This window comes from Propionibacterium sp. oral taxon 192 str. F0372, assembly GCF_000413315.1.
GTDB lineage: Bacteria > Actinomycetota > Actinomycetes > Propionibacteriales > Propionibacteriaceae > Brooklawnia.
Window position 1 is genome coordinate 1 of the sequence record NZ_KE340298.1, and the last position, 25,591, is coordinate 25,591.

At 59.9% G+C, this 25,591-nt stretch carries 19 protein-coding genes and 3 rRNA genes; all 22 read right to left on the bottom strand.

All coding sequences use genetic code 11. The features are described from left to right. Window positions 1–86 precede the first annotated feature (86 nt). The 22 genes from rrf to HMPREF1531_RS11380 all read right to left on the bottom strand — a co-directional run bounded on the left by rrf (window position 87) and on the right by HMPREF1531_RS11380 (window position 25,462). Window positions 87–203 (bottom strand): 5S ribosomal RNA (gene rrf / locus HMPREF1531_RS11275). 63 nt (window positions 204–266) lie between these two features. Beyond that, window positions 267–3,331: ribosomal RNA gene (locus HMPREF1531_RS11280) — 23S ribosomal RNA — on the bottom strand. A gap of 205 nt (window positions 3,332–3,536) precedes the next feature. Continuing rightward, window positions 3,537–5,056, bottom strand: a 16S ribosomal RNA gene (locus HMPREF1531_RS11285). The 16S, 23S and 5S rRNA genes sit together here, the layout of an rRNA operon. A 538-nt stretch (window positions 5,057–5,594) precedes the next feature. Beyond that, window positions 5,595–6,860 carry a tyrosine--tRNA ligase gene (gene tyrS, locus HMPREF1531_RS11290; protein ID WP_016670085.1) on the bottom strand — a complete coding sequence of 422 codons (1,266 nt, stop codon included), beginning with the start codon at window positions 6,858–6,860 and terminating at the stop codon, window positions 5,595–5,597. Between the two features lie 151 nt (window positions 6,861–7,011). Then, the gene (argH, locus tag HMPREF1531_RS11295) at window positions 7,012–8,445 is read right to left on the bottom strand and encodes an argininosuccinate lyase (RefSeq protein WP_036899509.1); all 1,434 of its coding nucleotides are present in this window, start codon (window positions 8,443–8,445) and stop codon (window positions 7,012–7,014) included. Between the two features lie 138 nt (window positions 8,446–8,583). Beyond that, a complete protein-coding gene (locus tag HMPREF1531_RS11300) occupies window positions 8,584–9,084 on the bottom strand; it encodes an arginine repressor (RefSeq protein WP_016670087.1) in 501 nt (166 codons plus the stop codon). Further along, window positions 9,074–10,258 carry an acetylornithine transaminase gene (locus HMPREF1531_RS11305; protein WP_016670088.1) on the bottom strand — a complete coding sequence of 395 codons (1,185 nt, stop codon included), beginning with the start codon at window positions 10,256–10,258 and terminating at the stop codon, window positions 9,074–9,076. The genes HMPREF1531_RS11300 and HMPREF1531_RS11305 overlap by 11 nt, the downstream gene beginning before the upstream one ends. A gap of 3 nt (window positions 10,259–10,261) precedes the next feature. After that, complete coding sequence (argB, locus tag HMPREF1531_RS11310; protein WP_016670089.1) at window positions 10,262–11,164, bottom strand: acetylglutamate kinase; 903 nt, start codon at window positions 11,162–11,164, stop codon at window positions 10,262–10,264. After that, window positions 11,164–12,315 (bottom strand): bifunctional glutamate N-acetyltransferase/amino-acid acetyltransferase ArgJ, encoded by a 1,152-nt coding sequence (gene argJ, locus HMPREF1531_RS11315; protein ID WP_016670090.1) that lies wholly within the window; start codon window positions 12,313–12,315, stop codon window positions 11,164–11,166. Before argJ ends, argB begins: the two co-directional genes overlap by 1 nt. After that, window positions 12,312–13,340 (bottom strand): N-acetyl-gamma-glutamyl-phosphate reductase, encoded by a 1,029-nt coding sequence (gene argC, locus HMPREF1531_RS11320; RefSeq protein ID WP_016670091.1) that lies wholly within the window; start codon window positions 13,338–13,340, stop codon window positions 12,312–12,314. The genes argJ and argC overlap by 4 nt, the downstream gene beginning before the upstream one ends. A 41-nt stretch (window positions 13,341–13,381) precedes the next feature. After that, window positions 13,382–13,939: a TetR family transcriptional regulator gene (locus HMPREF1531_RS11325; protein WP_016670092.1), complete on the bottom strand. Its 558-nt coding sequence runs from the start codon at window positions 13,937–13,939 to the stop codon at window positions 13,382–13,384. A gap of 149 nt (window positions 13,940–14,088) precedes the next feature. Next, entirely contained in the window at window positions 14,089–16,596 is a 2,508-nt protein-coding gene (pheT, locus tag HMPREF1531_RS11330; RefSeq protein ID WP_016670093.1) for a phenylalanine--tRNA ligase subunit beta, read from the bottom strand. Then, entirely contained in the window at window positions 16,593–17,690 is a 1,098-nt protein-coding gene (pheS, locus tag HMPREF1531_RS11335; RefSeq protein WP_016670094.1) for a phenylalanine--tRNA ligase subunit alpha, read from the bottom strand. Before pheS ends, pheT begins: the two co-directional genes overlap by 4 nt. A 146-nt stretch (window positions 17,691–17,836) precedes the next feature. Continuing rightward, entirely contained in the window at window positions 17,837–18,652 is an 816-nt protein-coding gene (locus tag HMPREF1531_RS11340; RefSeq protein WP_016670095.1) for a TrmH family RNA methyltransferase, read from the bottom strand. Between the two features lie 3 nt (window positions 18,653–18,655). Next, the gene (rplT, locus tag HMPREF1531_RS11345; RefSeq protein ID WP_016670096.1) at window positions 18,656–19,021 is read right to left on the bottom strand and encodes a 50S ribosomal protein L20; all 366 of its coding nucleotides are present in this window, start codon (window positions 19,019–19,021) and stop codon (window positions 18,656–18,658) included. 28 nt (window positions 19,022–19,049) lie between these two features. Continuing rightward, entirely contained in the window at window positions 19,050–19,268 is a 219-nt protein-coding gene (rpmI, locus tag HMPREF1531_RS11350; RefSeq protein ID WP_016670097.1) for a 50S ribosomal protein L35, read from the bottom strand. A gap of 105 nt (window positions 19,269–19,373) precedes the next feature. Then, window positions 19,374–20,084: a translation initiation factor IF-3 gene (gene infC, locus HMPREF1531_RS11355; protein WP_156860326.1), complete on the bottom strand. Its 711-nt coding sequence runs from the start codon at window positions 20,082–20,084 to the stop codon at window positions 19,374–19,376. Between the two features lie 247 nt (window positions 20,085–20,331). Next, window positions 20,332–21,186, bottom strand: coding sequence for an ATP phosphoribosyltransferase (gene hisG, locus HMPREF1531_RS11360; protein WP_016670099.1), 855 nt, complete (start codon window positions 21,184–21,186; stop codon window positions 20,332–20,334). Between the two features lie 10 nt (window positions 21,187–21,196). After that, a complete protein-coding gene (locus tag HMPREF1531_RS11365; RefSeq protein ID WP_016670100.1) occupies window positions 21,197–21,463 on the bottom strand; it encodes a phosphoribosyl-ATP diphosphatase in 267 nt (88 codons plus the stop codon). Window positions 21,464–21,507: 44 nt separating this feature from the next. Next, complete coding sequence (dhaM, locus tag HMPREF1531_RS11370) at window positions 21,508–23,877, bottom strand: dihydroxyacetone kinase phosphoryl donor subunit DhaM (RefSeq protein ID WP_016670101.1); 2,370 nt, start codon at window positions 23,875–23,877, stop codon at window positions 21,508–21,510. Continuing rightward, window positions 23,874–24,485, bottom strand: a complete 612-nt coding sequence (dhaL, locus tag HMPREF1531_RS11375; protein WP_036899406.1) for a dihydroxyacetone kinase subunit DhaL — start codon at window positions 24,483–24,485, stop codon at window positions 23,874–23,876. Before dhaL ends, dhaM begins: the two co-directional genes overlap by 4 nt. Continuing rightward, window positions 24,479–25,462 carry a dihydroxyacetone kinase subunit DhaK gene (locus HMPREF1531_RS11380; RefSeq protein ID WP_036899409.1) on the bottom strand — a complete coding sequence of 328 codons (984 nt, stop codon included), beginning with the start codon at window positions 25,460–25,462 and terminating at the stop codon, window positions 24,479–24,481. The genes dhaL and HMPREF1531_RS11380 overlap by 7 nt, the downstream gene beginning before the upstream one ends. Between the last annotated feature and the right edge of the window lie 129 nt (window positions 25,463–25,591).

Sequence of the window (25,591 nt, forward strand, 5' to 3'; positions counted from 1 at the left end):
GGTGTTGGGTTGGGGTGTGGTGATATACACAAAAGAAAATAAGCAGTGTTCCTCTACACACGTGTGTAGAGGAACACTGCTTAAAAGTCCGGCAGCGTCCTAGTCTCCCACAGAGTCCCCCCTGCAGTACAATCGGCGCTGAAAGGCTTAACTACCAGGTTCGGAATGGAACTGGGTGTTTCCCTCTCGCTATGGCCACCGAAACACTCTTCAGAATATCACCACAGATACCCTCAAAATCATACAGTGAACGCGTAACATCTTTGTAGGACAAGCCCTCGGCCTATTAGTATCGGTCAGCTCCATACATTACTGCACTTCCACATCCGACCTATCAACCCGGTGGTCTACCGGGGGCCTTACCACACAACGTGAGGGAACCCTCATCTTGAAGCGTGCTTCCCACTTAGATGCTTTCAGCGGTTATCACTTCCCAACGTAGCCAACCAGCCGTGCTCTTGGCAGAACAACTGGCACACCAGAGGTTAGTCCGTCCCGGTCCTCTCGTACTAAGGACAGCCCTTCTCAAGATTCCTACGCGCGCAGTGGATAGGGACCGAACTGTCTCACGACGTTCTGAACCCAGCTCGCGTGCCGCTTTAATGGGCGAACAGCCCAACCCTTGGGACCGACTCCAGCCCCAGGATGCGACGAGCCGACATCGAGGTGCCAAACCATGCCGTCGCTATGAGCGCTCGGGCAAGATCAGCCTGTTATCCCCGGGGTACCTTTTATCCGTTGAGTTCTGGCGCTTCCACACGCCACCAGAAGATCACTAATCCCGACTTTCGTCCCTGCTCGACATGTCTGTCTCACAGTCAAGCTCCCTTGTGCATTTACACTCAACACCTGATTACCAACCAGGCTGAGGGAACCTTTGGGCGCCTCCGTTACCTTTTAGGAGGCGACCGCCCCAGTCAAACTACCCATCAGGCACTGTCCCTGATCCAGATAATGGACCCAAGTTAGATAACCAGAACGACCAGAGTGGTATTTCAACGACGACTCCACAACCACTAGCGTGACTGCTTCACAGTCTCCCACCTATCCTACACAAATCGTCCCGATCACCAATACCAAACTATAGTAAAGGTCCCGGGGTCTTTCCGTCCTACTGCGCGTAACGAGCATCTTTACTCGTAATGCAATTTCACCGAGTCCGTGGTGGAGACAGTGCCCAAATCGTTACTCCATTCGTGCAGGTCGGAACTTACCCGACAAGGAATTTCGCTACCTTAGGATGGTTATAGTTACCACCGCCGTTTACTGGGGCTTAAGTTCACTGCTTCGCAAAAGCTAACAGTTCCCCTTAACCTTCCAGCACCGGGCAGGAGTCAGTCCGTATACATCGTCTTACAACTTCGCACGGACCTGTGTTTTTGGTAAACAGTCGCTTGGGCGTGGTCTCTGCGACCCTCAAGGCTCTTCACCCCTCAGGTCCCCCTTATCCCGAAGTTACGGGGGTATTTTGCCGAGTTCCTTCACCACGATTCTCTCGATCGCCTCAGTATTCTCTACTCATCCACCTGTGTCGGTTTAGGGTACGGGCGGCTCACAACTCGCTCACGAAGCTTTTCTTGGCACCATAGGATCACTGAATTCAACACAACATGTCTATGCATCACGCTTCACGCACACGCCAGGCGGATTTACCTACCCAACACGCCACACGCTTACCCCCGGAAACCATCACCGGGTACAGCTACCTTCATGCGTCCCTCCGCAGCTTGCCTACTACAAAATCGGTTCACACACTCACCAGAAACCAAACCCCGAAAGGAAAGGAAACCAACTCACATGCTTAGCATCATCTGATTCAACACGGACGTCGTTTCGCCGGTACGGGAATATCAACCCGTTGTCCATCGACTACGCCTGTCGGCCTCGCCTTAGGTCCCGACTTACCCAGGGCAGATTAACTTGACCCTGGAACCCTTGGATATTCGGCGGACGGGTTTCTCACCCATCATTCGCTACTCATGCCTGCATTCTCACTCGAATGCACTCCACAACCAGTCACCCAGCTGCTTCACCACACACTCGACGCTCCCCTACCCATCCAACAAAACATTGAATGCCACAGCTTCGGCGGATAACTTAAGCCCCGCTAAATTGTCGGCGCAGAATCACTTGACCAGTGAGCTATTACGCACTCTTTCAAGGATGGCTGCTTCCAAGCCAACCTCCTGGTTGTCACCGCAACTCCACATCCTTTTCCACTTAGTCACCACTTAGGGGCCTTAGCTGATGATCTGGGCTGTTTCCCTCTCGACTACGAACCTTATCGCCCGCAGTCTCACTGCCACGCTCTCACTTACCGGCATTCGGAGTTTGGCTGATTTCGGTAAGCTTGTAGGCCCCCTAGACCATCCAGTGCTCTACCTCCGGCAAGAAACACGCAACGCTGCACCTAAATGCATTTCGGGGAGAACCAGCTATCACGGTGTTTGATTGGCCTTTCACCCCTATCCACAACTCATCCGCCAGGTTTTCAACCCTGGTCGGTTCGGGCCTCCACGACGTCTTACCGTCGCTTCACCCTGGCCATGGATAGATCACACCGCTTCGGGTCTAGAGCATGCGACTCAACCGCCCTCTTCGGACTCGCTTTCGCTACGGCTACCCCACACGGGTTAACCTCGCCACACACCACTAACTCGCAGGCTCATTCTTCAAAAGGCACGCCGTCACCCCACAAAAAGGCTCCGACGGATTGTATGCGACCGGTTTCAGGTACTATTTCACTCCCCTCCCGGGGTACTTTTCACCATTCCCTCACGGTACTTATCCGCTATCGGTCACCAAGTAGTATTTAGGCTTAGCGGGTGGTCCCGCCAGATTCATGCGAAATTCCAGGAGTTCCGCATTACTTGGGAAAACACACAACGAGTGCGCAGCTTACGTCTACAGGGGTCTCACCCTCTACGCCGTACCTTCCCAGATACTTCAACTTCACCACACATTTCCACTCGCCGGCCAGTCAACAGCCCGACCACGATGCTCCCACAACCCCGCACATGCAACACCTGCCAGTTATCACACACACACGGTTTGGCCTCATCCGCTTTCGCTCGCCACTACTCACGGAATCACTATTGTTTTCTCTTCCTATGGGTACTGAGATGTTTCACTTCCCCACGTTCCCTCCAACTACCCTATACATTCAGGTAGAGGTCGCCGGACATAACTCCGGTAACTTCAAGGTTTCCCTATTCGGACATCCCCGGATCACAGCTCGTTTACCAACTCCCCAGGGCTTATCGCAGGTTACAACGTCCTTCATCGGCTCTTGGTGCCAAGGCATCCACCGATCGCACTTAGTAGCTTGTCGCCTACAAAGATGCTCGCGTCCACTGTACAATTCTCAACATACCCACAACCAAAACCCCCCAGGACACAACCATCCCAGAAAATCAAGGCCACAAGAACCCAAACCACACGGCCTGAACCCTCAAAACCCAACAGTGCGCCCCACAGCCTTCCACAAAACAAACACCACAAAACCACCACAACACGCAGCAGTCAATGGTCCTTAGAAAGGAGGTGATCCAGCCGCACCTTCCGGTACGGCTACCTTGTTACGACTTAGTCCTAATTACCAGTCCCACCTTCGACGGCTCCCCCCACAAAGGTTAGGCCACCGGCTTCGGGTGTTACCGACTTTCATGACTTGACGGGCGGTGTGTACAAGCCCCGGGAACGTATTCACCGCAGCGTTGCTGATCTGCGATTACTAGCGACTCCGACTTCATGGGGTCGAGTTGCAGACCCCAATCCGAACTGAGACCGGCTTTATGAGATTCGCTCACCCTCACAGGCTCGCAACTCTTTGTACCGGCCATTGTAGCATGCGTGAAGCCCTGGACATAAGGGGCATGATGACTTGACGTCATCCCCACCTTCCTCCGAGTTGACCCCGGCGGTCTCCAATGAGTCCCCACCATAACGCGCTGGCAACATTGGACGAGGGTTGCGCTCGTTGCGGGACTTAACCCAACATCTCACGACACGAGCTGACGACAGCCATGCACCACCTGTAAACCGACCAAAAAGGCACACACATCTCTGCATGCTTCCGGCATATGTCAAACCCAGGTAAGGTTCTTCGCGTTGCATCGAATTAATCCGCATGCTCCGCCGCTTGTGCGGGGCCCCGTCAATTCCTTTGAGTTTTAGCCTTGCGGCCGTACTCCCCAGGCGGGGTACTTAATGCGTTAGCTACGGCACAGACCACGTGGAATGTGACCCACACCTAGTACCCACCGTTTACAGCGTGGACTACCAGGGTATCTAAGCCTGTTTGCTCCCCACGCTTTCGCTTCTCAGCGTCAGGAAATGTCCAGAGAACCGCCTTCGCCACTGGTGTTCCTCCCGATATCTGCGCATTCCACCGCTCCACCGGGAATTCCATTCTCCCCTACATCCCTCAAGTCAACCCGTATCGAAAGCAGGCTCAGAGTTAAGCCCTGAGTTTGCACTTTCGACGCAATCAACCGCCTACAAGCTCTTTACGCCCAATAAATCCGGACAACGCTCGCACCCTACGTATCACCGCGGCTGCTGGCACGTAGTTAGCCGGTGCTTCTTCTACCACTACCGTCACTCACGCTTCGTCATGGCTGAAAGCGGTTTACAACCCGAAGGCCGTCATCCCGCACGCGGCGTTGCTGCATCAGACTTCCGTCCATTGTGCAATATTCCCCACTGCTGCCTCCCGCAGGAGTCTGGGCCGTATCTCAGTCCCAATGTGGCCGGTCGCCCTCTCAGGCCGGCTACCCGTCGACGCCTTGGTAGGCCACTACCCCACCAACAAGCTGATAGGACGCGAGCCCATCCCCAACCGAAAAAACTTTCCAACCCAAAAGATGCCTCAAGAGCTGAATATCCGGTATTAGCAAACGTTTCCATCCGTTATCCCAAAGTCAGGGGCAGGTTACTCACGCGTTACTCACCCGTTCGCCACTCGTGTACCCCCGAAAGGGCCTTACCGTTCGACTTGCATGTGTTAAGCACGCCGCCAGCGTTCGTCCTGAGCCAGGATCAAACTCTCCATCGAAAAAACAGAGAACCGAATCACTGACCAATCCAATCCGAAAACTGGACAATCAATCACTCAAAGAAACCCAAACGAAAGAAGAAAAACCTTCCTCCGACAAGGCCAAAAAAATGACTGTAAAGCACACTGTTGAGTTCTCAAAATTCACACCCACCAACCCCAGAACCACAAAAGACCCCAGAACCAGCGACCAAACCAACATTACTCGGCTTCCAACCCTTGTGTCAAGTTCAAAGAATCGGAACCCTCGTAGCTGATCAAGCTTGCCGATCTACTCTAGCAGACTTAGGCCCGCTTGGCAAATCAACGTTTTGTTCCTCATCCTCCCGCCGAACCCGCACAGGCGGAGCGGAAGTAGTTGGAACCGATCACTTCTGATCACACCTCAGAAAACCGCGGAACCCCTTGTCAGCAGCCTGAAATCAATCAGTACCGCCAAGATCCGGATTCCCGTTCAGCCCTCGAAGGCCTGGCCAACGTTACACAGACGAGCAACGGGTCACCAAATCGGGGCTCGGCAACCTGTTGTTGTCGCTGGTCAATCCACGATCACACCGCCGACGGTCTTTTTGCCCCGCCGCAGCACCAAGTACCGTCCAGCCAGCAGATCCGTCTCCTGGACACGGGCCTCGGCGTCAGTAGCCTTTTGGTTATTCAGATAGGCACCGCCCTCTTGGATCGCCCGGCGAGCCGCCGATTTCGAGGAGACTACGCCACTTGCTGCCAGCGCATCAGTGACCAGGGGTAGTTCTCCCTCTCTCCGAGGTAGCAAAGCCGCACCAAGCTCGTCCATCACCGCAGCCAATGTGACACCGGGCAACTCGCTGAGATCCCCACGTCCGAAGATTGCGGCAGCTGCAGCCTCAGCGGATTGGCGCTCCGCGATCCCGTGGACGAGGTCGGTGACGTCGTCGGCAAGGGCCCTTTGGGCTGCTCGCTTGAAAGGTTCCTCCACGGTCTGTCGCTCCAGTTCCTCAATCTCTTTACGAGATCGCCAGGAGAAAATCTTCAGGTAGTCGATAACCTTGCTGTCTTCGGCATTCAGCCAGAACTGATGAAAGGCAAACGGTGAGGTGAGCTGCGGATCGATCCACACAGCCCCGGACTCGGTCTTGCCAAATTTCGTGCCGTCGGACTTAGTCAGCAACGGGGTGACCAAGCCATGGACCGTTGTCCCCTCGGTGCGTCTGATGTAGTCCGCACCAGCAGTGACGTTGCCCCACTGGTCCTGCGCCCCGGTCTGCAGGGTGGCTCCGTAGCGCCGGTGAAGTTCCCGGAAGTCCATTGACTGAAGCAGAACGTAGGAGAACTCGGTGTAAGAAATTCCCGCTTCGAGTCGTCGAGCTACGACATCGCGAGCCAGCATCCGATTCACCGAGAAGTGCTTCCCGACCTCGCGCAGAAAATCCAAGACATTCATCCGGGAGATCCAGTCGTAGTTGTTGACCAGGATCGCGGCATTGTCGCCCTCGAAGGAAACGTACTTGGAGACCTGCTCGCGCAACCCTTCAACCCAGCCCCGGACGACCTCGGCATCGTTCATCACCCGCTCGCCAGTCATCTTCGGATCCCCGATGAGGCCGGTCCCACCGCCAACAAGCAGGATCGGCCGGTGCCCGGCCTCCTGGATACGCCGGGCCAACAGCAATTGGACGAGATGACCAATGTGCAGGCTTGCTGCCGTGGGGTCGAAACCGACGTAGAAGGTCACCGGCCCAGCGTCCAGATGGGCGCCGAGGGCATCAAGATCGGTGGACTGAGCGATGAAACCTCGCCAGGACAGTTCGTCGAGCAGTGCGTTCACGGTCCGCAGCCTAGCAATGGGCGAAGCTGCCGGTATCGGAACTGGCGCTACCAGCAGCAGTCTTCCTGACCGGAATACAGCTATACCGTCGCCCAGCGTAGGACGGCCGGAGCAGTCCCGAACCACCAGCTCTCAGGCCCAATGATGAGATTCATACGCCTTTCCGGGACCAGCTGAGGAAACCCTGCAGCGCCCCGTCGAGCTCGTCAAGCTGTTCGGCGACGCGCTCAGGAGCAGTACCTCCTCGCCCGTTACGGGAGGAGACCGAGCCTTCAATGGTGAGCACGTCCAGCACCTCAGGGGTCAATTCCCCAGCGATGGCGCCCAGGTCATCGGCTGGGATCTGGTCCAATTCGATGTCTCGCTCCTCACAGAACTGTACGGCCATGCCTGCGATGTCATGGGCCCGCGCAAAAGGAACACCCTGGCACACCAACCAGTCGGCCATGTCAGTAGCTAAGGAGAAACCTCGCGGCGCAGCCGCGGCCATGCGCTCGGCATCGAACTGCAGCGTCGCGATCATTCCGGCCACTGCTGGCAGATAGAGATGCAGTTGGTCCACCGAGTCAAACAGGGGCTCCTTGTCCTCTTGAAGATCTCGGTTGTATGCCAATGGCATGCCCTTCAAAGTGGACAACAAGCCACTTAGATTACCGATCAACCGTCCCGCCTTGCCACGAGCAAGTTCAGCCACGTCGGGGTTTTTCTTCTGTGGCATGATCGAGGATCCCGTGGACCATGCGTCATCCAGCTTGGCAAAACCGAACTCGGGAGTAACCCACAAGATCATGTCCTCAGACAGCCGGGACACATCGACGGCTACCTGGGCCATCACATAACTGGCCTCAGCAAGGAGGTCACGGGCCGCGGTGCCGTCGATCGAGTTCGGCACCGAGGACGTGAATCCCAGATCGTGGGCCACGGCCTGCGGATCAAGGCCCAGCGAAGTACCGGCCAGGGCTGCCGATCCGTAGGGGCTCACCGCGGCGCGATCATCGAGATCCACCAGACGATCGATATCGCGCAGCAGAGGCCACGCGTGAGCAAGCAGTTGGTGGGAAAGCAGCACCGGTTGGGCGGTCTGCAGATGGGTACGTCCCGGCATGATGGTCCCGAGATTCCTGTGGGCCTGGTCGCTCAGCGCCTGTACGACCTCGGCGATGTCGGCGGCAAGCAGCCGGATCTCCCGACGCAGCCAGCGGCGGATCAGGGTTGCTATCTGGTCGTTGCGGGAGCGGCCGGCCCGCAACCTTCCTCCCAGCTGTTGACCGACCCGCTCAATGAGCAGGCGTTCGAGTGCACCATGCACGTCCTCATCGGTCGGCGCGGGTCCTACCGCGCCACGAGCCACATCGGCACGCAGTCCCAAAAGCGCCTCGGCCATCGTCTTGTGGTCCTCGGGGCTCAGTAAGCCCGCATCTCGCAGTGCCTTGGCGTGAGCAATCGAGCCGTCCAGATCATCAAGTGCCAATCGCCAGTCGAAGTGGGTAGACACCGACAGCGCGAACATGGCCTCGGCCGGAGTACCGGTGAACCGGCCTCCCCACAAGAGACCGTCAGCATGCTGGGACGTGGATTCAGTCATGAAGTCATTCTCCCATTCCGTGGCAGCATCCATGCCGCCGCTTGTCCGATGTGTGGGTATTCCGGCCCGATGTGATCACAGCGAGATGAGTCCACTAACGGCCGACCGCCGGGATGGCCAATGAGTGGACCCGATAATTCAGTGCGTCTCGCCGTTGGCCAAAGCATTAAACATTCCTGCGAGTTCCTGTCCGCCACCGGGATCCCTGGAGATCACCACAATCGAGTCATCACCAGCTATGGTTCCCAGGATCATCGGGTTGGACACCCGGTCAATCACCGAGGCGAAGTATTGGGCCGCCCCTGGCGGAGTCTTGAGCACGACGAGATTGCCTGAGGCGATGGCCGACACCAGCAGCTCCGTACACACCCGGGCAAGTCGAGCCTCATGAACCGCATGCTCCGAGGCCATCTCCACCCCCGCGGGGGCGTAGACCAGTGCCCCAGATGCGGACCGCACCCGGACCGCACCAAGTTCCATCAAATCCTTCGACAGAGTTCCCTGGGAAACCGCCAGTCCCTCGGCAGCCAGAAATTCAGCAAGTTCTGCTTGGGAACCAATCTGATGTTCCGTGATCAATTCGATAATCCGTCCCCTGCGGGCCACGCGCGAGGCACTGCGAGCAGCATCATCGGTCATTGTTCCTCACCCTTCTCACCATGTCATCGAGGACCTCGACGAATTCCGCAACCGTCTTGGCATCCACAATGAGAGGCGGTGCAAGTCGCAGCACGTCGGGGCGGGGGGCCTGGATGATCCAGCCCGCATCAAGCATCGCATCAACGATCCGTGATCCAGTCTGGTCGCTCAGTCCCACTCCCAACAGCAACCCTCGCCCCCGCACCTCCCGGATCCCAGGGTTGCCCAGCCCAAGCAAGGATTCTTTGATAAGCCGACCCATCGCATGAGCGTTGTCTAGTAACCCCTCGGTAGCAATCGTGTCGAGCACGGCCAGTCCGGCTGCCGCGGCGATCGGGTTGCCTGCGAAGGTGGATCCATGGCTGCCCGGGGTGAACAGTTCACCTGCCGGGCCCGTCGCTAGGCAGGCACCCATCGGGATGCCGTTGCCCAGCCCCTTGGCGACGGTGATCAGATCAGCTTCCACTCCATCCGCAACGCTGGTGAGCCATTCACCGCAGCGACCGATCCCGGTCTGTACCTCATCCACCCACAGCAGTGCTCCATGCACCCTGGTGATCTCCCGGGCAGCAGTCAAAAACTCAGAATTGGCCGGTATCACACCAGATTCACCCTGGATGGTCTCCAAAATCACGGCCGCCGTCGTGTCATCGACCACCGAGGCTAACGCATCCACATCGTTGAACGGGCTGAAGACCACCTCACCGGGCAACGGCTCAAAGGGGGTGCGGTACTTGGCGGTCGAGGTCAGCGCCAGAGCCCCCATCGTGCGTCCATGGAAGGAACCGGTCATGGCGACGATTTTCGTGCGCCCGGTCAGCCTGGTCACTTTGAGGGCCGCCTCGTTCGCCTCCGTGCCAGAATTCGCGAAATAGACCCGGGATGGTTCACCGGTCAACGACACCAGCCGCTCGGCGAGTGCGATCTGGGGTGGGGAAGCATACAGGTTGGAAATATGCCCCAGAGTGCGCATCTGGGAGGCCACCGCCTCAGTGACAGCCGGATGGCCGTGACCAAGTCCGCCCACAGCGATTCCCGAGAACATGTCGGTGAACCGTTTGCCATCAGCATCCCACAGGTGGATTCCTTCCCCCTTGACGAAGACTCGCTTGGGAACACCGAAGTTGCGCATCAACGCAGACTGGTAACGTTCCAGCCATTGTGACTGTGACATGGTTCAATCCTCCTGCGGATCGTGGACCATGGTGCCGATGCCCTCATCGGTGAAGATCTCCAAAAGCAGGCAGTGCGTGATCCGCCCATCAATGATCGTTGCCCTGGAGACTCCTTGGGTGACCGCATGGAGGCAGGCCTCCATCTTGGGACGCATTCCCGACACCAGGGTGGGCATCATCTCGCGCAATTCGGCAACAGCGATCTGCGTGATGACATTGGTCGAGTTCGGCCAGTCGGCGTACAGTCCGGGGACATCAGTAAGCATGACCAATCTTTCGGCTCCAAGGGCCACCGAAAGTGCCGCAGCAGCGGTGTCGGCGTTGACGTTATATACCAACCCATCGGGTCCTGGTGCGACCGATGCAACCACCGGTACCCGGCCAGCATCAATAATGTCCAGCACCGCTTCGGGATTTACTGAAGCGACATCACCTACTTGGCCCAGATCGATCGCTTCGCCATCCAGGTCAATCGTCTTCGGCTCCGCAATGAGTAATCCTCCGTCCTCCCCCGACATGCCGACCGCGAAGGGAGCATGACGGTTAATCAGATTAACCAGTTCCCGGCCCACCTGGCCCACCAACACCATGCGGACCACGTCCATCGCATCCTTCGAGGTAACGCGAAGCCCGCCACGGAACTCGGACTTCACCTCAAGGCGTTCCAGCATGGAGCTGATCTGCGGGCCTCCTCCATGGACGACCACGGCACGAACCCCGCAACGACGAAGGAAGACGATGTCCTGAGCGAAGGCTTTCTTCAGGTGTTCGTCAACCATCGCATTGCCGCCATACTTGATGACGATGGTCTTTCCCGCATACTCCATCAACCAGGGCAGAGCCTCAATCAGCACGCTTGCCTTCTCGATCAGTGGTTCAGCATCTTGGCTGTGTGTGATTACCATCAAGACGAGTACTCCGCATTCTCCTTGACGTATCCGTACGTCAGGTCGTTGGTCCAGATCGTTGCCTCGCGCTGCCCGGCATGCAGATCCACGAGAATTTCGCACTCCCGGGGTGTGAGATCGACAAGTGAGCGGTCCTCCCCCACCCCTGAGGCCCGGCACACTTGGATCCCGTTGATAGACACATCCAGTTCGTCAACCCGGAACGCAGCCTTGGTCACTCCGATGGCACTCAGCACACGGCCCCAGTTCGGGTCGTTGCCGAAGATCGCGCATTTGACCAGATTGGAGCGGCCGATCTCCCGGGCAACCTCCAAAGCATCGGCTTCGCTCGCTGCACCGACCACTCGGATGGCAATGTCATGGCTCGCGCCCTCGGCATCGGCAATGAGCTGCCGGGCCAAAGCGCAGCACACCTTGGTGAGAGCTTGGGTGAACTGCTCGGAATCAACTCTCATCTCGGAAGCACCACTGCTCATGGCGATGACCGTGTCATTGGTGGACATGCATCCGTCGGAGTCAATGCGGTCGAAAGACTGTGCGGCTGCTCTCCCGAGAGCTGTCCGAAGAACCTGGTGGCTGATCACGGCATCGGTGGTGAGCACAACCAGCATCGTCGCCAGGCCCGGAGCCAGCATCCCAGCTCCCTTGGCCATGCCACCGATCGACCAGCCCTGGCCCAGATACTTTGCCTGCTTTGGATGGGTGTCGGTGGTCATGATGGCCTCCGCCGCGGCTGCTCCCCCCTGGATGCTCAATTGTTGGTGGGCGCTACGCACCCCGGCGAGTAGGGCATCCAGGGGTAGTCTGACCCCGATGAGGCCAGTGGAACAGACCGCAACATCAGCCGATTCACAATCGATCAGCTGAGCTGCCTCAAGGGCGGTGGCATAGGCATCTTCGTAACCCGGACGCCCGGTACAGGCATTGGCGCCACCGGAGTTGAGCACCACTGCCTGGAGATTGCCGTCCGCGACCGCGTCCCGTGACCATGCGACCGGGGCCGCGAACACCCTGTTGGTTGTGAACACGGCAGCCGCCGCAGAACTCGGGCCATGATTCACGACCAAAGCAAGATCCTTGCGACCGTTGGACTTAATGCCTGCTGCGACTCCAGCAGCGAGGAATCCCGAGGGGGTGGTAACGCTCACGGGGTGACTCCGCTTCTGTTCAAGCCGGTGGTTTCCGGCAGTCCGAGTGCAATATTCATCGATTGAATCGCCCCACCAGCGGTTCCCTTGGTGAGGTTGTCAATAACCCCGACCGCCACCATGCGACCAGCTTGCTTGTCAGCAATGACCTGTACCTGGAAGGCATTGGAGCCCAGCACCGATTTGGATACCGGCCATGCTCCCGCGGGGAGAACATGGCAGAAAGGTTCATCAGCATAGACATCGGCATAAATTTGTTGGACAGTGTCCGTGTCGTGCTCCTGCAAGGGCGCCGTCACTACGGCGATGATCCCACGCGAGATCGGTGCCAACATGGGGGTGAAGGACACCGTCGGAGCATCGGCACCAAGGTGCCGCATGTTCTGCAGTATCTCCGGAACGTGACGGTGCACTCCGCCGACACCATAAGCGCTCATTGAGTTGAACAGTTCGGATCCCAGCAGGTTTACTTTCGCAGCCTTCCCCGCTCCGGAAGTCCCTGACGCGGCTGCGACGGTCACGTCATGACCGTCTATCAGTCCGGAAACCAGGGCCGGCAGTAGACTGAGGGTGATAGCCGTCGGATAGCACCCGGGGACCGCAACTCGTTTGGTGGCGGCCAGCACATGCCGCTGACCGGGTAGTTCAGGCAACCCGTAGGGCCACCATCCGGGGTAGTCGGTGCCATAGAAGGCGTCCCAGTCTGATTTTTCGGTCAGCCGGAAATCGGGGCCACAGTCGATCACCAGCACATCTGGGCTCAGCTGCGCGACCACCGCAGCCGATGCGCCGTGTGGCAGTGCCAAGAAGACAACATCGTGACCTGAAAGATTATCGATCGTGGTCTCCACCAGCTCCCGATCGGCCAGGTCAGGCAAGGATGGGAGATGCTCCCCCAGCCGGTGCCCGGCATTCGAGTGGGCACACAGTGCACCAATCTCCAGTTGCGGGTGGGTGCTCGCCAGACGCAGGATTTCCCCGCCGACGTAGCCGGTCGCGCCAGCAATGGCCATCGAGTAAAGCATGGCATAATTATGCCTTTACTTAAATAAGTATGCAATAAGGTTCAACTGGGGAGACCAGCCATACCGCCGCGCAGCAGGCCGACTCCGGCTTCGAAGGCAGCATCGTCACGTCCGTCACCGTCACCTACGACAACCCCCAGGCTGATCATGGTGGCTCGCGTCTGCTCCTGCATGACATGGCCCAACACGAAATGGGTCCAAGCACGAGCCAGCGCACGGCTCTTACTCCGGGGCCAGGCAGGATCCAAGTGCTCGGCGATGATGTGGTCAGGGCGCACGCTGCCCAGATCACTGGACAGGGTCGAGGCAACGAGTTCGGCAGCATCGCGGTGCGCCAGCAGCGCATCGCGCAGGGATCGCGCCCATTGCATCATCATGTCGGGAAGCGGGACATCCTCGGCGATACCATGACTGACCGGGGCGAGGATCTCATCGGCCACGGCGGCCAGCAGCGCTTGCTTGTTCGTATAGTGCCAGTAGATCGAAGCGGCCTGCACCCCCAGACCGTCGGCAATCCTGCGCATCGAGAGATCCGCCAAACCCCACGTATCCAGGATCTCAAGAGCACTGGCGACGATACGCTCCTTGGTCACGGCCATGGGCACACCATATCGCTGGTAACCGTCGAATGGATCCGCCCCAGTATCGTGACGTCTCGGTGACCAAAGGTGGACCCGGACGGACGCAGTAGTCCGCAAAGACCGAAATCGATCACAGTGACCGGTCTAGGCTTGCTGCAAAGCAGCTCTTAGGCCCGTAGCACTGCTCCACATCGCTCGGCAGCCATGGCCACCGCGGCATCTCTGGCCGCTGAAGCCTCAGCAGCCTTAAGGGTACGATCCGGTGCCCGGAATCCCAGAGCGAAAGCCAGCGATTTCCTACCCTGCTCGACCTGGTCACCGATATAGACATCGAAGAGCCTGATCGATTCCAGGAGTTCGCCAGCGCCATCCACCAATGCCTGCTGCACGCTGCTAGCGGTGACGTCCTGATCGACCACCACGGCGACATCCTCCTTGGTCATCGGGAATGGAGAAATGGACGAGACCTGACCACCACGCGGAGCCAGGGCGATCAGGGCATCAAGGTTTATCTCCGTCGCACAAGCGCGTGCAGGCAAGCCAAAAGCCTTCGCGACCTTGGGGTGGAGTTCCCCGGCATGACCGACGACAACATCGCCTTCTCTGGTCGTGACGAACAATTCGGCGCATCGCCCCGGATGCCACGGGGCACGCTGTGCGTTGCGACGCCCGAGTTCCACACCAAGTGCGTCCGCTGCGACCAAAACCAAGTGAACGGCATGTCGCCAATCCGCCCGCTGGGCGGGACCCTGCCAACCCGCTGGGAGCCATTCCCCGGCCATCACCCCGGCAAGCATCCGGGGCTGGTCAGGCAGGTTCCCGGTGACCGCCGCAATCTCGTCGGGTCTGGGACGTCGGGAGACGTCCGGCATCAGAGAACCCGGTTTGTCATTGGCCAAGAACACCGACCCGCACTCGAAGACGAAGACATCATCGTTGGAGCGCGAGGTGTTGCGGGCCAATGCCACGAAAAGCCCAGGCAGCAGGGTCGTGCGCATGAACGGCTGCGTGTCGGCCAAGGGATTGGCCAGTCGCACCACGGCCCTGCGCGGATCGTTAGCCTCGCACCCCAGCTTGTCCAGTTCCTCGCCGGAGATGAACGGCAGGGTGATCAATTCGACGAACCCTGCACCGGCGACGGCGTCAAGTACCGCTGCCCGGGAGGATTGCTCGAAGGTGTACCCGCGCCCCATCAGAGGACGAGGTAGCTCGGGACGGACCACGCCGAGCCCGATCTTGCGACCGACCTCCTCCACATAGTCATAGGGGTCGACAAGATCGCTGCGCCAAGTTGGCGGCCTCAATGAAAGCCATTCGCCGGTGACCTCATCCTTGTCACCAGACACCTTGATCCCAGAGGCCCGGAACACCTCGATAACCTGTTCCTCCGAGATCGGGGCACCCAGGATCCTAGCGGGCAGATCGGCTCGGATACGGCAACCGGGCATAGCGGGGATGGAACCGACCATCGTGATTTCCTCGCGGATCTCCGCTCCCCCGAGTTCGTCCATCAGCCGTGCCGCCATGCGTGCCGCGGCCAGCGGAACGGCCGGATCGACGCCCCGCGCAAAACGCATTGAGGCCTCTGAGAGCAGCTTATGCCTGCGGAAGGATCGACCGATGGTGACCGGATCGAAATGGGCAGCTTCGAGCACGATGTCGGTAGTACCGTCAGAGAGTTCGGTGGTGGCCCCACCCATGACCCCGGCAAGACCGATCGGCCCGGAATCGTCAGTGATCAGCAGGTCCTCGGGATCGAGGTCCCTGGTGACACCATCCAAGGTCTCCAGTTTTTCCCCAGGTTCGGCAGTGCGCACCACGATAGGCCCGGACAATTTGCCCGCGTCGTAGGCATGCAACGGCTGCCCAGATTCGAGCATGACGTAATTGGTGATGTCGACTCCCAGACTGATCGGACGCATCCCCGCTGCGGAAAGCCGCGAACTCATCCACAGCGGTGAAGAAGCCTTGGAATCAAGACCGGTGAGAGAGATCGCAACGAAGTTGACACACTTGTCCGAGTCGATCCGCACGGGGTACCCCTCCACTCCCCAAGCGGGAGCGTTCGGCAGATAAGGATCGACGAAGTCAACACCGAGCCCTTGGGCAAGTTCCCGGGCCACACCGCGCATGGAAAGCGCATACCCGATATCGGGGGTAACATCGACCTCCAGCACCTCGTCCCGGACCATCAGAACATCCATCGCATCGGCGCCCAATGCGGGAGGCTCACCGCCAATTGTCTCCGGAAGGATGAGAATTCCGGAATGGTCCTTGCCGATCCCCAATTCGTCGACGGCACAGATCATGCCGTCCGAAACGTGACCGTAGGTCTTGCGAGCCGAGATCTCGAAGCCGCCGGGCAGCACCGCGCCGGGGAGTGCCACCACGACATAGTCGCCGGGGGCAAAATTGTCCGCCCCGCAGACAATCCCACGTGGATCCTGCTCCCCGACATCGACGTGACACCAGCGGATCGTCTTCCCGTTCTTATGGGATTCGGCGGCGAATTCGAGCACCTTGCCGACGACGACCGGCCCGGATACCTCCCCACCGATGTTCTCAATGCGTTCGACCTGGAGACCAGCGCGGGTCAGGGTTTCTGCAACTTGAGCGGTGGTTGTCGACGGGGGCAGCGTGACCAATTCGCGCAGCCAACTCATGGGAACCCTCATCGGGCACCTCCTCGCAAGGAACGTGAGAAACGGACGTCACCTTCGACGAAATCGCGGAGGTCGGGGGCATTGTTGCGGAACATGACGGTGCGATCCACACCCATGCCGAAGGCAAAACCCGAGTAGACCTCGGTGTCGATACCGGCCACGGCCAGCACGCGGGGGTTGACGACTCCACAGCCTCCCCACTCGATCCATCCCTCCGATTTGCAGGTGCGGCAAGGGCACTCTGGGTTGCCCACCGATTCGCCATGGCAGACGAAACATTCCAGATCCATCTCAGCACTGGGCTCGGTGAATGGGAAGTAATGGGGACGCAGCCGGGTGCGCACCTGACCGAAAATAGCCTTGGCCAGATGGTCAAGGGTTCCCTTCAGGTGCCCCATGGTGATCCCCTGGTCGATAGCGAGACCTTCGATCTGATGGAACATTGGCAGATGGGTGGCGTCGTATTCGTCGGCGCGAAAGACCTTGCCGGGGGAGACGACGTAGATCGGCAGTTCCCGTGAGAGCATCGTGCGCATCTGCACCGGCGAGGTTTGGGTGCGTAGCAGCTTGTGATCGGTTATTGGATCAACGAATAGAGTGTCGGTGAGCCCGCGCGCGGGATGGTCGGGGCTGATGTTGAGGGCATCAAAGTTCAGCCACTCGGCCTCGAGCTCCGGACCCTCGACGACCTCCCAGCCCATGGAAACGAAGACATCGGACATGCGCCGCAGCAATGCGGTCACCGGGTGCAGGGCTCCGCGCGGATGCAGGTCGGTCGGAAGGGTCACGTCGACGCGCTCGGCCAGCAAGGAGGCCTCCAGTTCGGCAGCCTCAAGATCCTTCTGTCGGAAAGCCATCGCGGAGTTCACCCGCCCCCTGGCCTGGCCGATGATTTGTCCAGCGGTCTTGCGCTGACCGGGTTCCAAGGAGCCGATCGCACGATTAGCCAAACCCAGCGGTGACCTGTCACCGGTATAGTCGTTGCGCACCTGACGCAGTTGTTCGGTGGTGGCCGCGGCATCGATCGCGGCGAGAGCCGCATCGGCGGCGGACATCACCTCGTCCGGATCCAGCGGATTGGGTGGTGTCGGATCAGCGGTGGCCATGGGCTCCCCTCGAAACGGTGTGTCAGCGTTCCCTCGCGGGTTTCCTCAACCGTCCCTTTTCCGGGACGACGCCCACGACGGCGATCAGCCGCAATCCTACGCCGGGTAATGTGCCCGGTTTACGCCTGCGGTTATCGTGGAATGATTCAGTTAACGACGCGTTGAGCAGTTGACGAAGCATACAGACAGACCGCGGCTGCAGTAGACAGATTGAGCGATTCGGCTTCGCCTGGCATAGGGATGGACACAACCCGCTCCACCCGGGTCAGGAGTTCCGCAGGCAGCCCCCACGCCTCGTTGCCCATGACCCAGGCCGTCGGCGCGCCAAGCACCCCAGCACGATCGAGCCAGTCCAAGTCTTCTCCCCTGGTATCGGCTGCAAACAACTGCATGCCGCGTCCTGTAGCCCAGTCCATTGCCTCGGCAATGCTGACATCTGACACGATTGGCAGGTGGAAGACCGACCCCACCGAAGAACGGATGGTCTTCGGATTGGTCACCTCGACCGAACCGGCGGTAAACAGCACCGCATCTGCACCGAAGGCGTCGGCACAGCGGATGACGGTTCCCGCGTTCCCTGGATCACGGACCTGCACGCAGATCATCACCAATCTCGCCTGCTCCAGCGTGGGCAACTGGACGCAGGGGTTCCGTGCCACCGCGAATATCCCCTGCGGGGTGACGGTATCGGTCAGGTGGCGGGCGTCGTCGCGGGTTATCCGTAGGATCGGTAGATCCGCATCGGCCATCGCCACCAACTCGCGATGAGCGGACAGGTCATCGACAAGCAACGCCAGCACACGCCGTGGTACCCGCAGTGCCTCCCGAACGGCCTGGGCGCCCTCCACCAGGAACTCACCACGCGCCACCCGGTGCTTGCGGGACAGTAACTGACGGGCCGAACGAAGTTGCGCCCTTGAAATGAGGGGAACCTCGTTCAGCCCGTCAAAGACCTTGGCCACGGATCAAGCCGCGGTGGGCTGGTTTGCCTTGGCGACCTCGACCAGCGCTGCGAAGGCAGCCCGGTCAGAGACTGCGAGCTCGGCAAGAATCTTGCGGTCAACCTCGACGCCAGCATTATGCAGACCGTTAATGAACCGGTTGTAGGTCATCCCCTCAGCGCGGGCAGCGGCATTGATTCGCTGGATCCACAGACTGCGGAAGTCGCCCTTCCTGGCGCGACGATCACGATAGGCATAGGTGGCCGAGTGCAGGATTTGCTCTTTGGCCTTGCGGTATAGGCGGGAACGCTGACCACGGTAACCCGAAGCCTGCTCCAGCACCTCACGACGCTTCTTCTGCGCATTGACTCCGCGCTTGACACGTGCCATCTTGTGCTCCTTGTTCGATTCGGGTGACTCAGCCGCGCTGCGACTTGGGCTTGTAGGAGCCCACCAGCTTCTTCATCTTCTTAGCGTCGGCGCCCTCGAGGACTCCGTCAACGCTCAAACGACGAGTGCGCCTAGTCGGTTTGTGCTCGTTCAGGTGCGCCTTGCCTGCGCGGGCATGCTTCAGCTTCCCGCTGCCGGTCAGCTTGAACCGCTTCTTGGCACCGGAGTGAGACTTCATCTTCGGCATGGTGCCTCTCCTTTTGGTTGAATCGTCCCGAACGACTGTCAGCCGTCGGGCTTGGGCTGCACCCGTGAGGTGACAACCCGAGGTCTATAGGTCAATGTCCGAGGTCTATAGGTCAATGTCCGGGTCGAGGTTGTCGGCTGGCCCCTTCTTCTTCTTTGGTTGAGATGCCCCGCGAGCACGCAATTCGGCCTCCACCCGCTTCTCCTCGTCAGCAGCTGCCTGACGAGCTGCGGCGCGCTGCTCACGCTGAGCGGCCTCAGCGGCACGCGCCTCGGATTTCTTTCGGGTGGGAGCAAGCACCATGTGCATGTTGCGGCCCTCTTGACGTGGAGCCTGCTCGACGGTGCCATCCTCGATCACATCCTCCGCAAGCTGACGCAGCAGATTCGTACCCAGTTCGGGACGCGACTGCTCACGACCACGGAACATGATGGTGATCTTCACCTTGTCGCCGCCTCGCAGGAACCGAACGACATGACCCTTCTTGGTCTCGTAGTCGTGGTCGTCGATCTTGGGACGAAGTTTCATCTCCTTGAGCACGGTATTCGCCTGGTTACGACGCGATTCACGTGCCTTTTGGGCGTTCTCGTACTTGAATTTGCCGTAGTCCATGAGCTTGCACACCGGAGGACGTGCGTCCGGCGCCACCTCCACCAAGTCGAGATCGTGCTCGCGGGCAAGCTGCAATGCCTGTTCCACCTTGACGATGCCCACCTGCTCACCCTGCGGCCCGACCAGGCGCACTTCCGGCACCCGGATCCGCTCGTTGATGCGGAATTCGTTGCTGATGATCCACTCCTTGTTCGCCATCTTCATCAACCGGTGCCACATGCAGAAGGCCCCCGCAAAAGCGAGAGCCTGATCACGTGGTCAACGACGCATGAAAGCGCTTCGGCGCCAGGTACCGGTGCCGGACCAATTAACCCGGAACCTGCCCGAGAGCGGCGACGGGTGGAGGATCAGCTCCTCGCTTCACGAGAACGGTACAGCGACCGATCAACACAAGGATTCTAACCCACCACCATTCCGGCACAAAACCTCGGTGCCACCACCTGGCAAGCGTTCACAGCCGACAGGCCGACAATCCAGTGACCAGGATCCCCCTGGCTCCGAGATCATGCAGATTATCCATCAGTCTCTGATGTCCCCTGACTGGCACCAAGGAACGCACCGCTACCCACCCCGGCTTCGCCAAGGGGGATACCGTTGGCGCCTCCAGCCCGGGAGTGAGCGCCGATGCCTGCTCCAACAGGTTCTCAGGGATGTCGTAATCGAGCAGGACATAGGTTCGGGCCACCTGAACCCCAGACAACCGCTGGAGCAGGTGGTCCAGGCCGACCGCGTCGATCTCGTGGTTCCCGATAGTGCGTTGGATGAGGATTCCCTCCGAGGTCAAGATCGGGTCACCAAATAGTTCCAGTCCGGCCTTGCGCAACGTGGTGCCAGTCTCCACGACGTCGGCTATCACATCTGCGACACCCAACCGGATGGAGACCTCCACAGCACCGTCCAGCGGGATCAACCGGGCGGTTATTCCCCTGTCCGCTAAGTATGCGCTGAGCAGACCTGGGTAGGAGGTCGCGATACGGCACCCATCCAGGTCGGCGAGGCTCATCGACGAACCCCCGGGAGCCGCAAAACGAAAATTAGAGCGCCCGAATCCCAATGCCATGATCTCGGTGGCAGCAGCGCACGAGTCGCGCAACATGTCGCGCCCAGTGATACCCAGGTCGAGGGTTCCCTCTCCCACGTAGATAGCAATGTCCCGGGGACGCAGATAGTAAAATTCGACGTTGTTGTCCTCATCAACGAGGACGAGTTCCTTCTGCTCGCAGCGCTGCCGGTATCCGGCCTCGCGCAACAAGGTGGTGGCGGCCTCGGACAGGGCACCTTTGTTGGGGACGGCAATCTTCAGCATGTGGCTCCGCTCAAAGGTATTGGTAGATATCCGCGGGGCTGAGCCCGAGACTCACCATCATCGTGGTGACGTGGTAAATGAGCTGGCTCATCTCCTCGGCGGCCTCCTCGCGGGACTGGTACTCGGAGGCCATCCACACCTCGGCGGCCTCCTCGACGATCTTCTTGCCGATGGCATGCGGCCCGGCATCCAACCTCTCAAGAGTTCCCGAACCCTCGGGCCGCTCCTGGGCGATCCTGACCAACTGGGCGTGAAGTTCGTCGAATGTCTTGCTCACAACTCAACCCTAGTGCAGGTGGTCGTGGCCACGGTTCCCGCGCATCAATCACGGACGGAACGCACCGCCTGCTTGATCTCGGCGACCATTCCGGGGCGAACGCTGAGCTGGGTAATCCCCCTGGCGACCAGTTGAGCCGTAGCCGCTGGGTCGCTGGCCAGGTCTCCACACACACCAACCGGGATCCGGGATAAAGCTCGGGTCGTCGCCGCAACAAGTTCGAGCACGGCCGGAGCATCCTGGCGAGCGAGGTCACGCACCTTGGCATTGTTACGATCAGCTGCCTGGGTGTACTGGGACAGATCATTGGTACCGATGGTGGCGAAGTCCAGCAGATGGGCGAATGAACCGGCCATGATGGCTGCAGCCGGAACCTCCACCATCACCCCGAGGTCAACCGGAATGACCCCTTCCTCCCGGGACACCTGGAACAGCACCTGCCGAGCCCAACGAACCTCGGCCACCGTGGTGATCATCGGCAGCAACACGCGCAGGTGTACCTGTTTGGATGCTATGGCAATAGCCCGTAGTTGATCAGCGAAAACCTCGGGATGATGCTTCATCACCCTCATGCCTCGTTCCCCGAGAGCCGGATTCGCTTCCTTGGCGCTGCCGAAGAAACCCACCGGCTTATCAGTCGAAGGATCCCAAACCCGAATGGTCACGGGACGGTTGCCCATCGTCCGACCGATCGCCACATAGGTGTCCACCTGATCGGTCACGGTGGGAGGATCGGTGCGGGTGGCGTAAAGGACCTCGGTGCGCACCATGCCCACGATGTCGGCACCTTCTCGGGCAGCCAGATCCGCGTCCTCCATGGAGCCCACGTTGCTTCCCACGATGATGCGCTGCCCGCTGAAGGTCACCGCAGCCTCCCCAGCCATCGAGCGAGCCAGTTCCGCAGCCCGGTCGCGGCGAGAGTTACGACGCGCCATCTCGCCCCGGACCGATTCATCGGGTTCGATCCACAACTCATCAGTAACCGGGTCGAAGGCAACTACCGTACCTTCAGCGATATTCTCGACCTCCGGATGACCGGTGAGCACAGGGATTCCCCTAGCCAGAGCCATCAACACTCCATGCCCACTGGCCCCGCCGAAGGTCGTGATCACTCCCAGACAGGAGTCGGCATCCAGTTGCATCGCACCAGCCACGTCCAACTCGTCCAGCAGCCACACACCGGGAGTCGCGAAACTGTGGTCACCGAGTGGACGCTCCCGGAGGGCGAGCCCGAGCAGCCGACGCAGCGACCGCAGATCCTGTCCCCGGGCACGCAGGTATTCGTCATCGAGCAGATCAAACTCCGCTGCAAGGGAACCAATGGTGGTCTCCACCGCATCCATAGCACTGAAACCGGCAGTGATACGGGCGACGATGTCATGCTGCATTTCACGGTCCGCCAGCAGGAGCCGTTGGGCCTCCAGGATCTCCACCTCCGCGCAGTGGGTTGTGCCCAGTCCTGCGAGGAAGTCGTCGACACTGCCCACCGCGGCAGTGAGCCGGTCAAGTTCTGCCTTGGGTTCTTGAGGAACATATCCGTTCTCTGCACCAGTGAGACGACGTTCCACCGGGCCTAGGACACATCGGCGTTCGGCACCCTCAACCCGTGAGCTGCGCGCCACCGGCACCGACGCCGAACTGCGAAGTGCCATGGTACGCCGGACCCGGTCAATGTCTTCCCCAAAATCGTGGGTGGCTAACTCGGCGAGCACGCCTCGGGCCGCTTCGGCCTGAGGCCCGGAGATCCGCGCCTCGAGAATCTGTCCCTCCCGCACCTCGAGAGCAGAAATCCGGCTCAGCGAATCGGCGCACACCGGCCCCTTGCCGGTGCTGGCATTGGCCAACGTCACCTCGGCATCCACGTCGCGCAGAGCCGTAACGATATTCGCGGCCGGCCGCACATGGATGCCGTGCGGGTTGCGCACCGTGACCCGCCATACCAGGCGACGCGGGCGTGGGCGAGCGGCCGGGGTGTGCGGAAGATCCAGCAGCCGCGGGGCATCCTGGTCATGGGCCAGATGAGCCGCTTTGCCAGCCAGCGCAGTATCAGCCTCTCCGGCCACAACAGTCAGTTCAGCCCCACCGGCCGCCGCCACGACCGCCGTCAGTAAGCCCTCCACGAGCGGGGCCGCAGAGACGAGGACCCGCTCCGCCAATGAGGGGTTGAGGAACTCGACGGCCAGCTCGGAGCTGAGAATCGCACTGCCGATGTCGAGCACCACCAGTACCCCATCACCGGAGTCAACCTCCTCAATGGCTTTCGAAATGGCTCCGGCGTCCGTGCCAAATCCACCGTCGGCAGTACCTGCGGCCGTCATGAGACGCGGCCCACCCTCGGAGACCATCTGTTCGGCGAGTTCGACGGCTGCTTCCGCGAGAGCATGTGAATGGGAGACAACCACGATACCGATCATGAGCTAGGCATCACCTCCGCCCCGGCAGCCATGAGCCAGCTCGCACTGGTGGCTCCGGGGTCCACTACACCAAGACTACGAGTGCCCAGGAACGCCGCCCTACCTTTCGATGCGATCATGTCGGCTGTTTGCAGGCGCGAGCTATCGGCTCGCCGGGCTGCCGCACCCCATGGATCAACGAAGTCAGCAGCAAAGGCATCCACCGCGGGAGCCAGCACATCGAAAAGGGTCTTGTCGCCGAGCATGCAACGTCCCCGTTCGGCGACACCTTCTACCCCGGCCTGAAGTGCAGCGCACCACACGGCATGACTGGGCTCCGGCAAAATGGCCAACACCCCGCAGGCCCGCAGGAAGAATGTTCCGTAGAGCGGACCGGCTGCTCCCCCAACATCGCGAATGAGAGTCATAGCGACCTGACGCAGGTATCCGGAAATACCTTGGTCAGGCTCAGGGACCAAGGCAACGACGGCGCTCATACCCCGGACCATATTTGTTCCGTGATCGCCGTCACCAATGAACCTGTCCAATTCGTTGAGCAGTCCCCTACCTGTCTCCACCCGCTCAGCAAAACAAGCCAACCACTCGTGCACCATCTCCGCACTCACCATGACAGCACCGCCGTGTCCACCGCAGCGTCCCAGGCATCCAGTAGATGCTCATCCAGCCCGGCCAGCGTGCAGGTCACCCCATCGGCATCAAGACAGGTGATAAGTTCGCCCACCAAGTGACGCACGACATTAATGTTCCGTTTCGCGAGGAAGTCCATCGCCTTCGCGTGAAAGTGGCTGACCTCAATCAGCGGTGTTCCACCCAGACCGCTGGTAATCAACAGATACGCGTCGGCAGCGGGCAGGGCCTCGACCATCGGGAAGAGCAGCTTCTCGACCGGGTTCGTCTGCGCGATGCGGCATAGCTCGGTTCCGGGTTCACCGTGGATCCCCACACCCAATTCAAATTCGTCATCCTTGGTCGTGAAGGAGGGCCCATTGTCCCCTGTCGACGGCCCGGTCACAGCCATGCCGTGAGAGACACATACAGCTGCGGCGTGCCGAGCCGCCCGGGCCACCTCCTCAAGACCTGCCCCATCGCGGGCCATAGCACCAGCAACCTTCTCCACCAGGATCGTTCCCCCAAGCCCTCTTCGCTGATCCGGGGCCAGGAAGTTCCTGCCCGCGAGGTCATCCGCGATGATGACCAAACTCACCTCATGGCCCTCGGTGGCGGCCAACTCCGCAGCCATCTCGAAGTTCATCACATCGCCCACGTAGTTCTTGACGATGAGTACGACCCCCGCACCCCCATCGGTAGCGGAGATTGCGGCAAGAATCTGTTCCGGGTTGGGTGAAGTGAAGATTTCCCCGACCGCAGCCGCGTCCAGCATGCCGGGACCGACGAATCCGGCGTGTAACGGTTCGTGTCCGGCTCCTCCCCCGGAGACGACGCCCACCCGGCCGCGCTGCCCAGCCGTCGCGGACAGCACCACACGATGGTCCTTGTCGAACACCACACGCCCTCCACCTGCGTGCACCACGCCAGCCAGGCTGTCACGAACCACGTCGTCCGGAGCCATGATCAGCTTCCTCATGAGAAAGATTCAACCACTCCACACCCCGGGCACCAACCGACACCTTCCCGAGTCGCATAGTAACCGCCGATGCATTCAGTCATGCAGGAACGCTGGTGTGGGTGTCTACGATTGACGCGTTCGCACAGG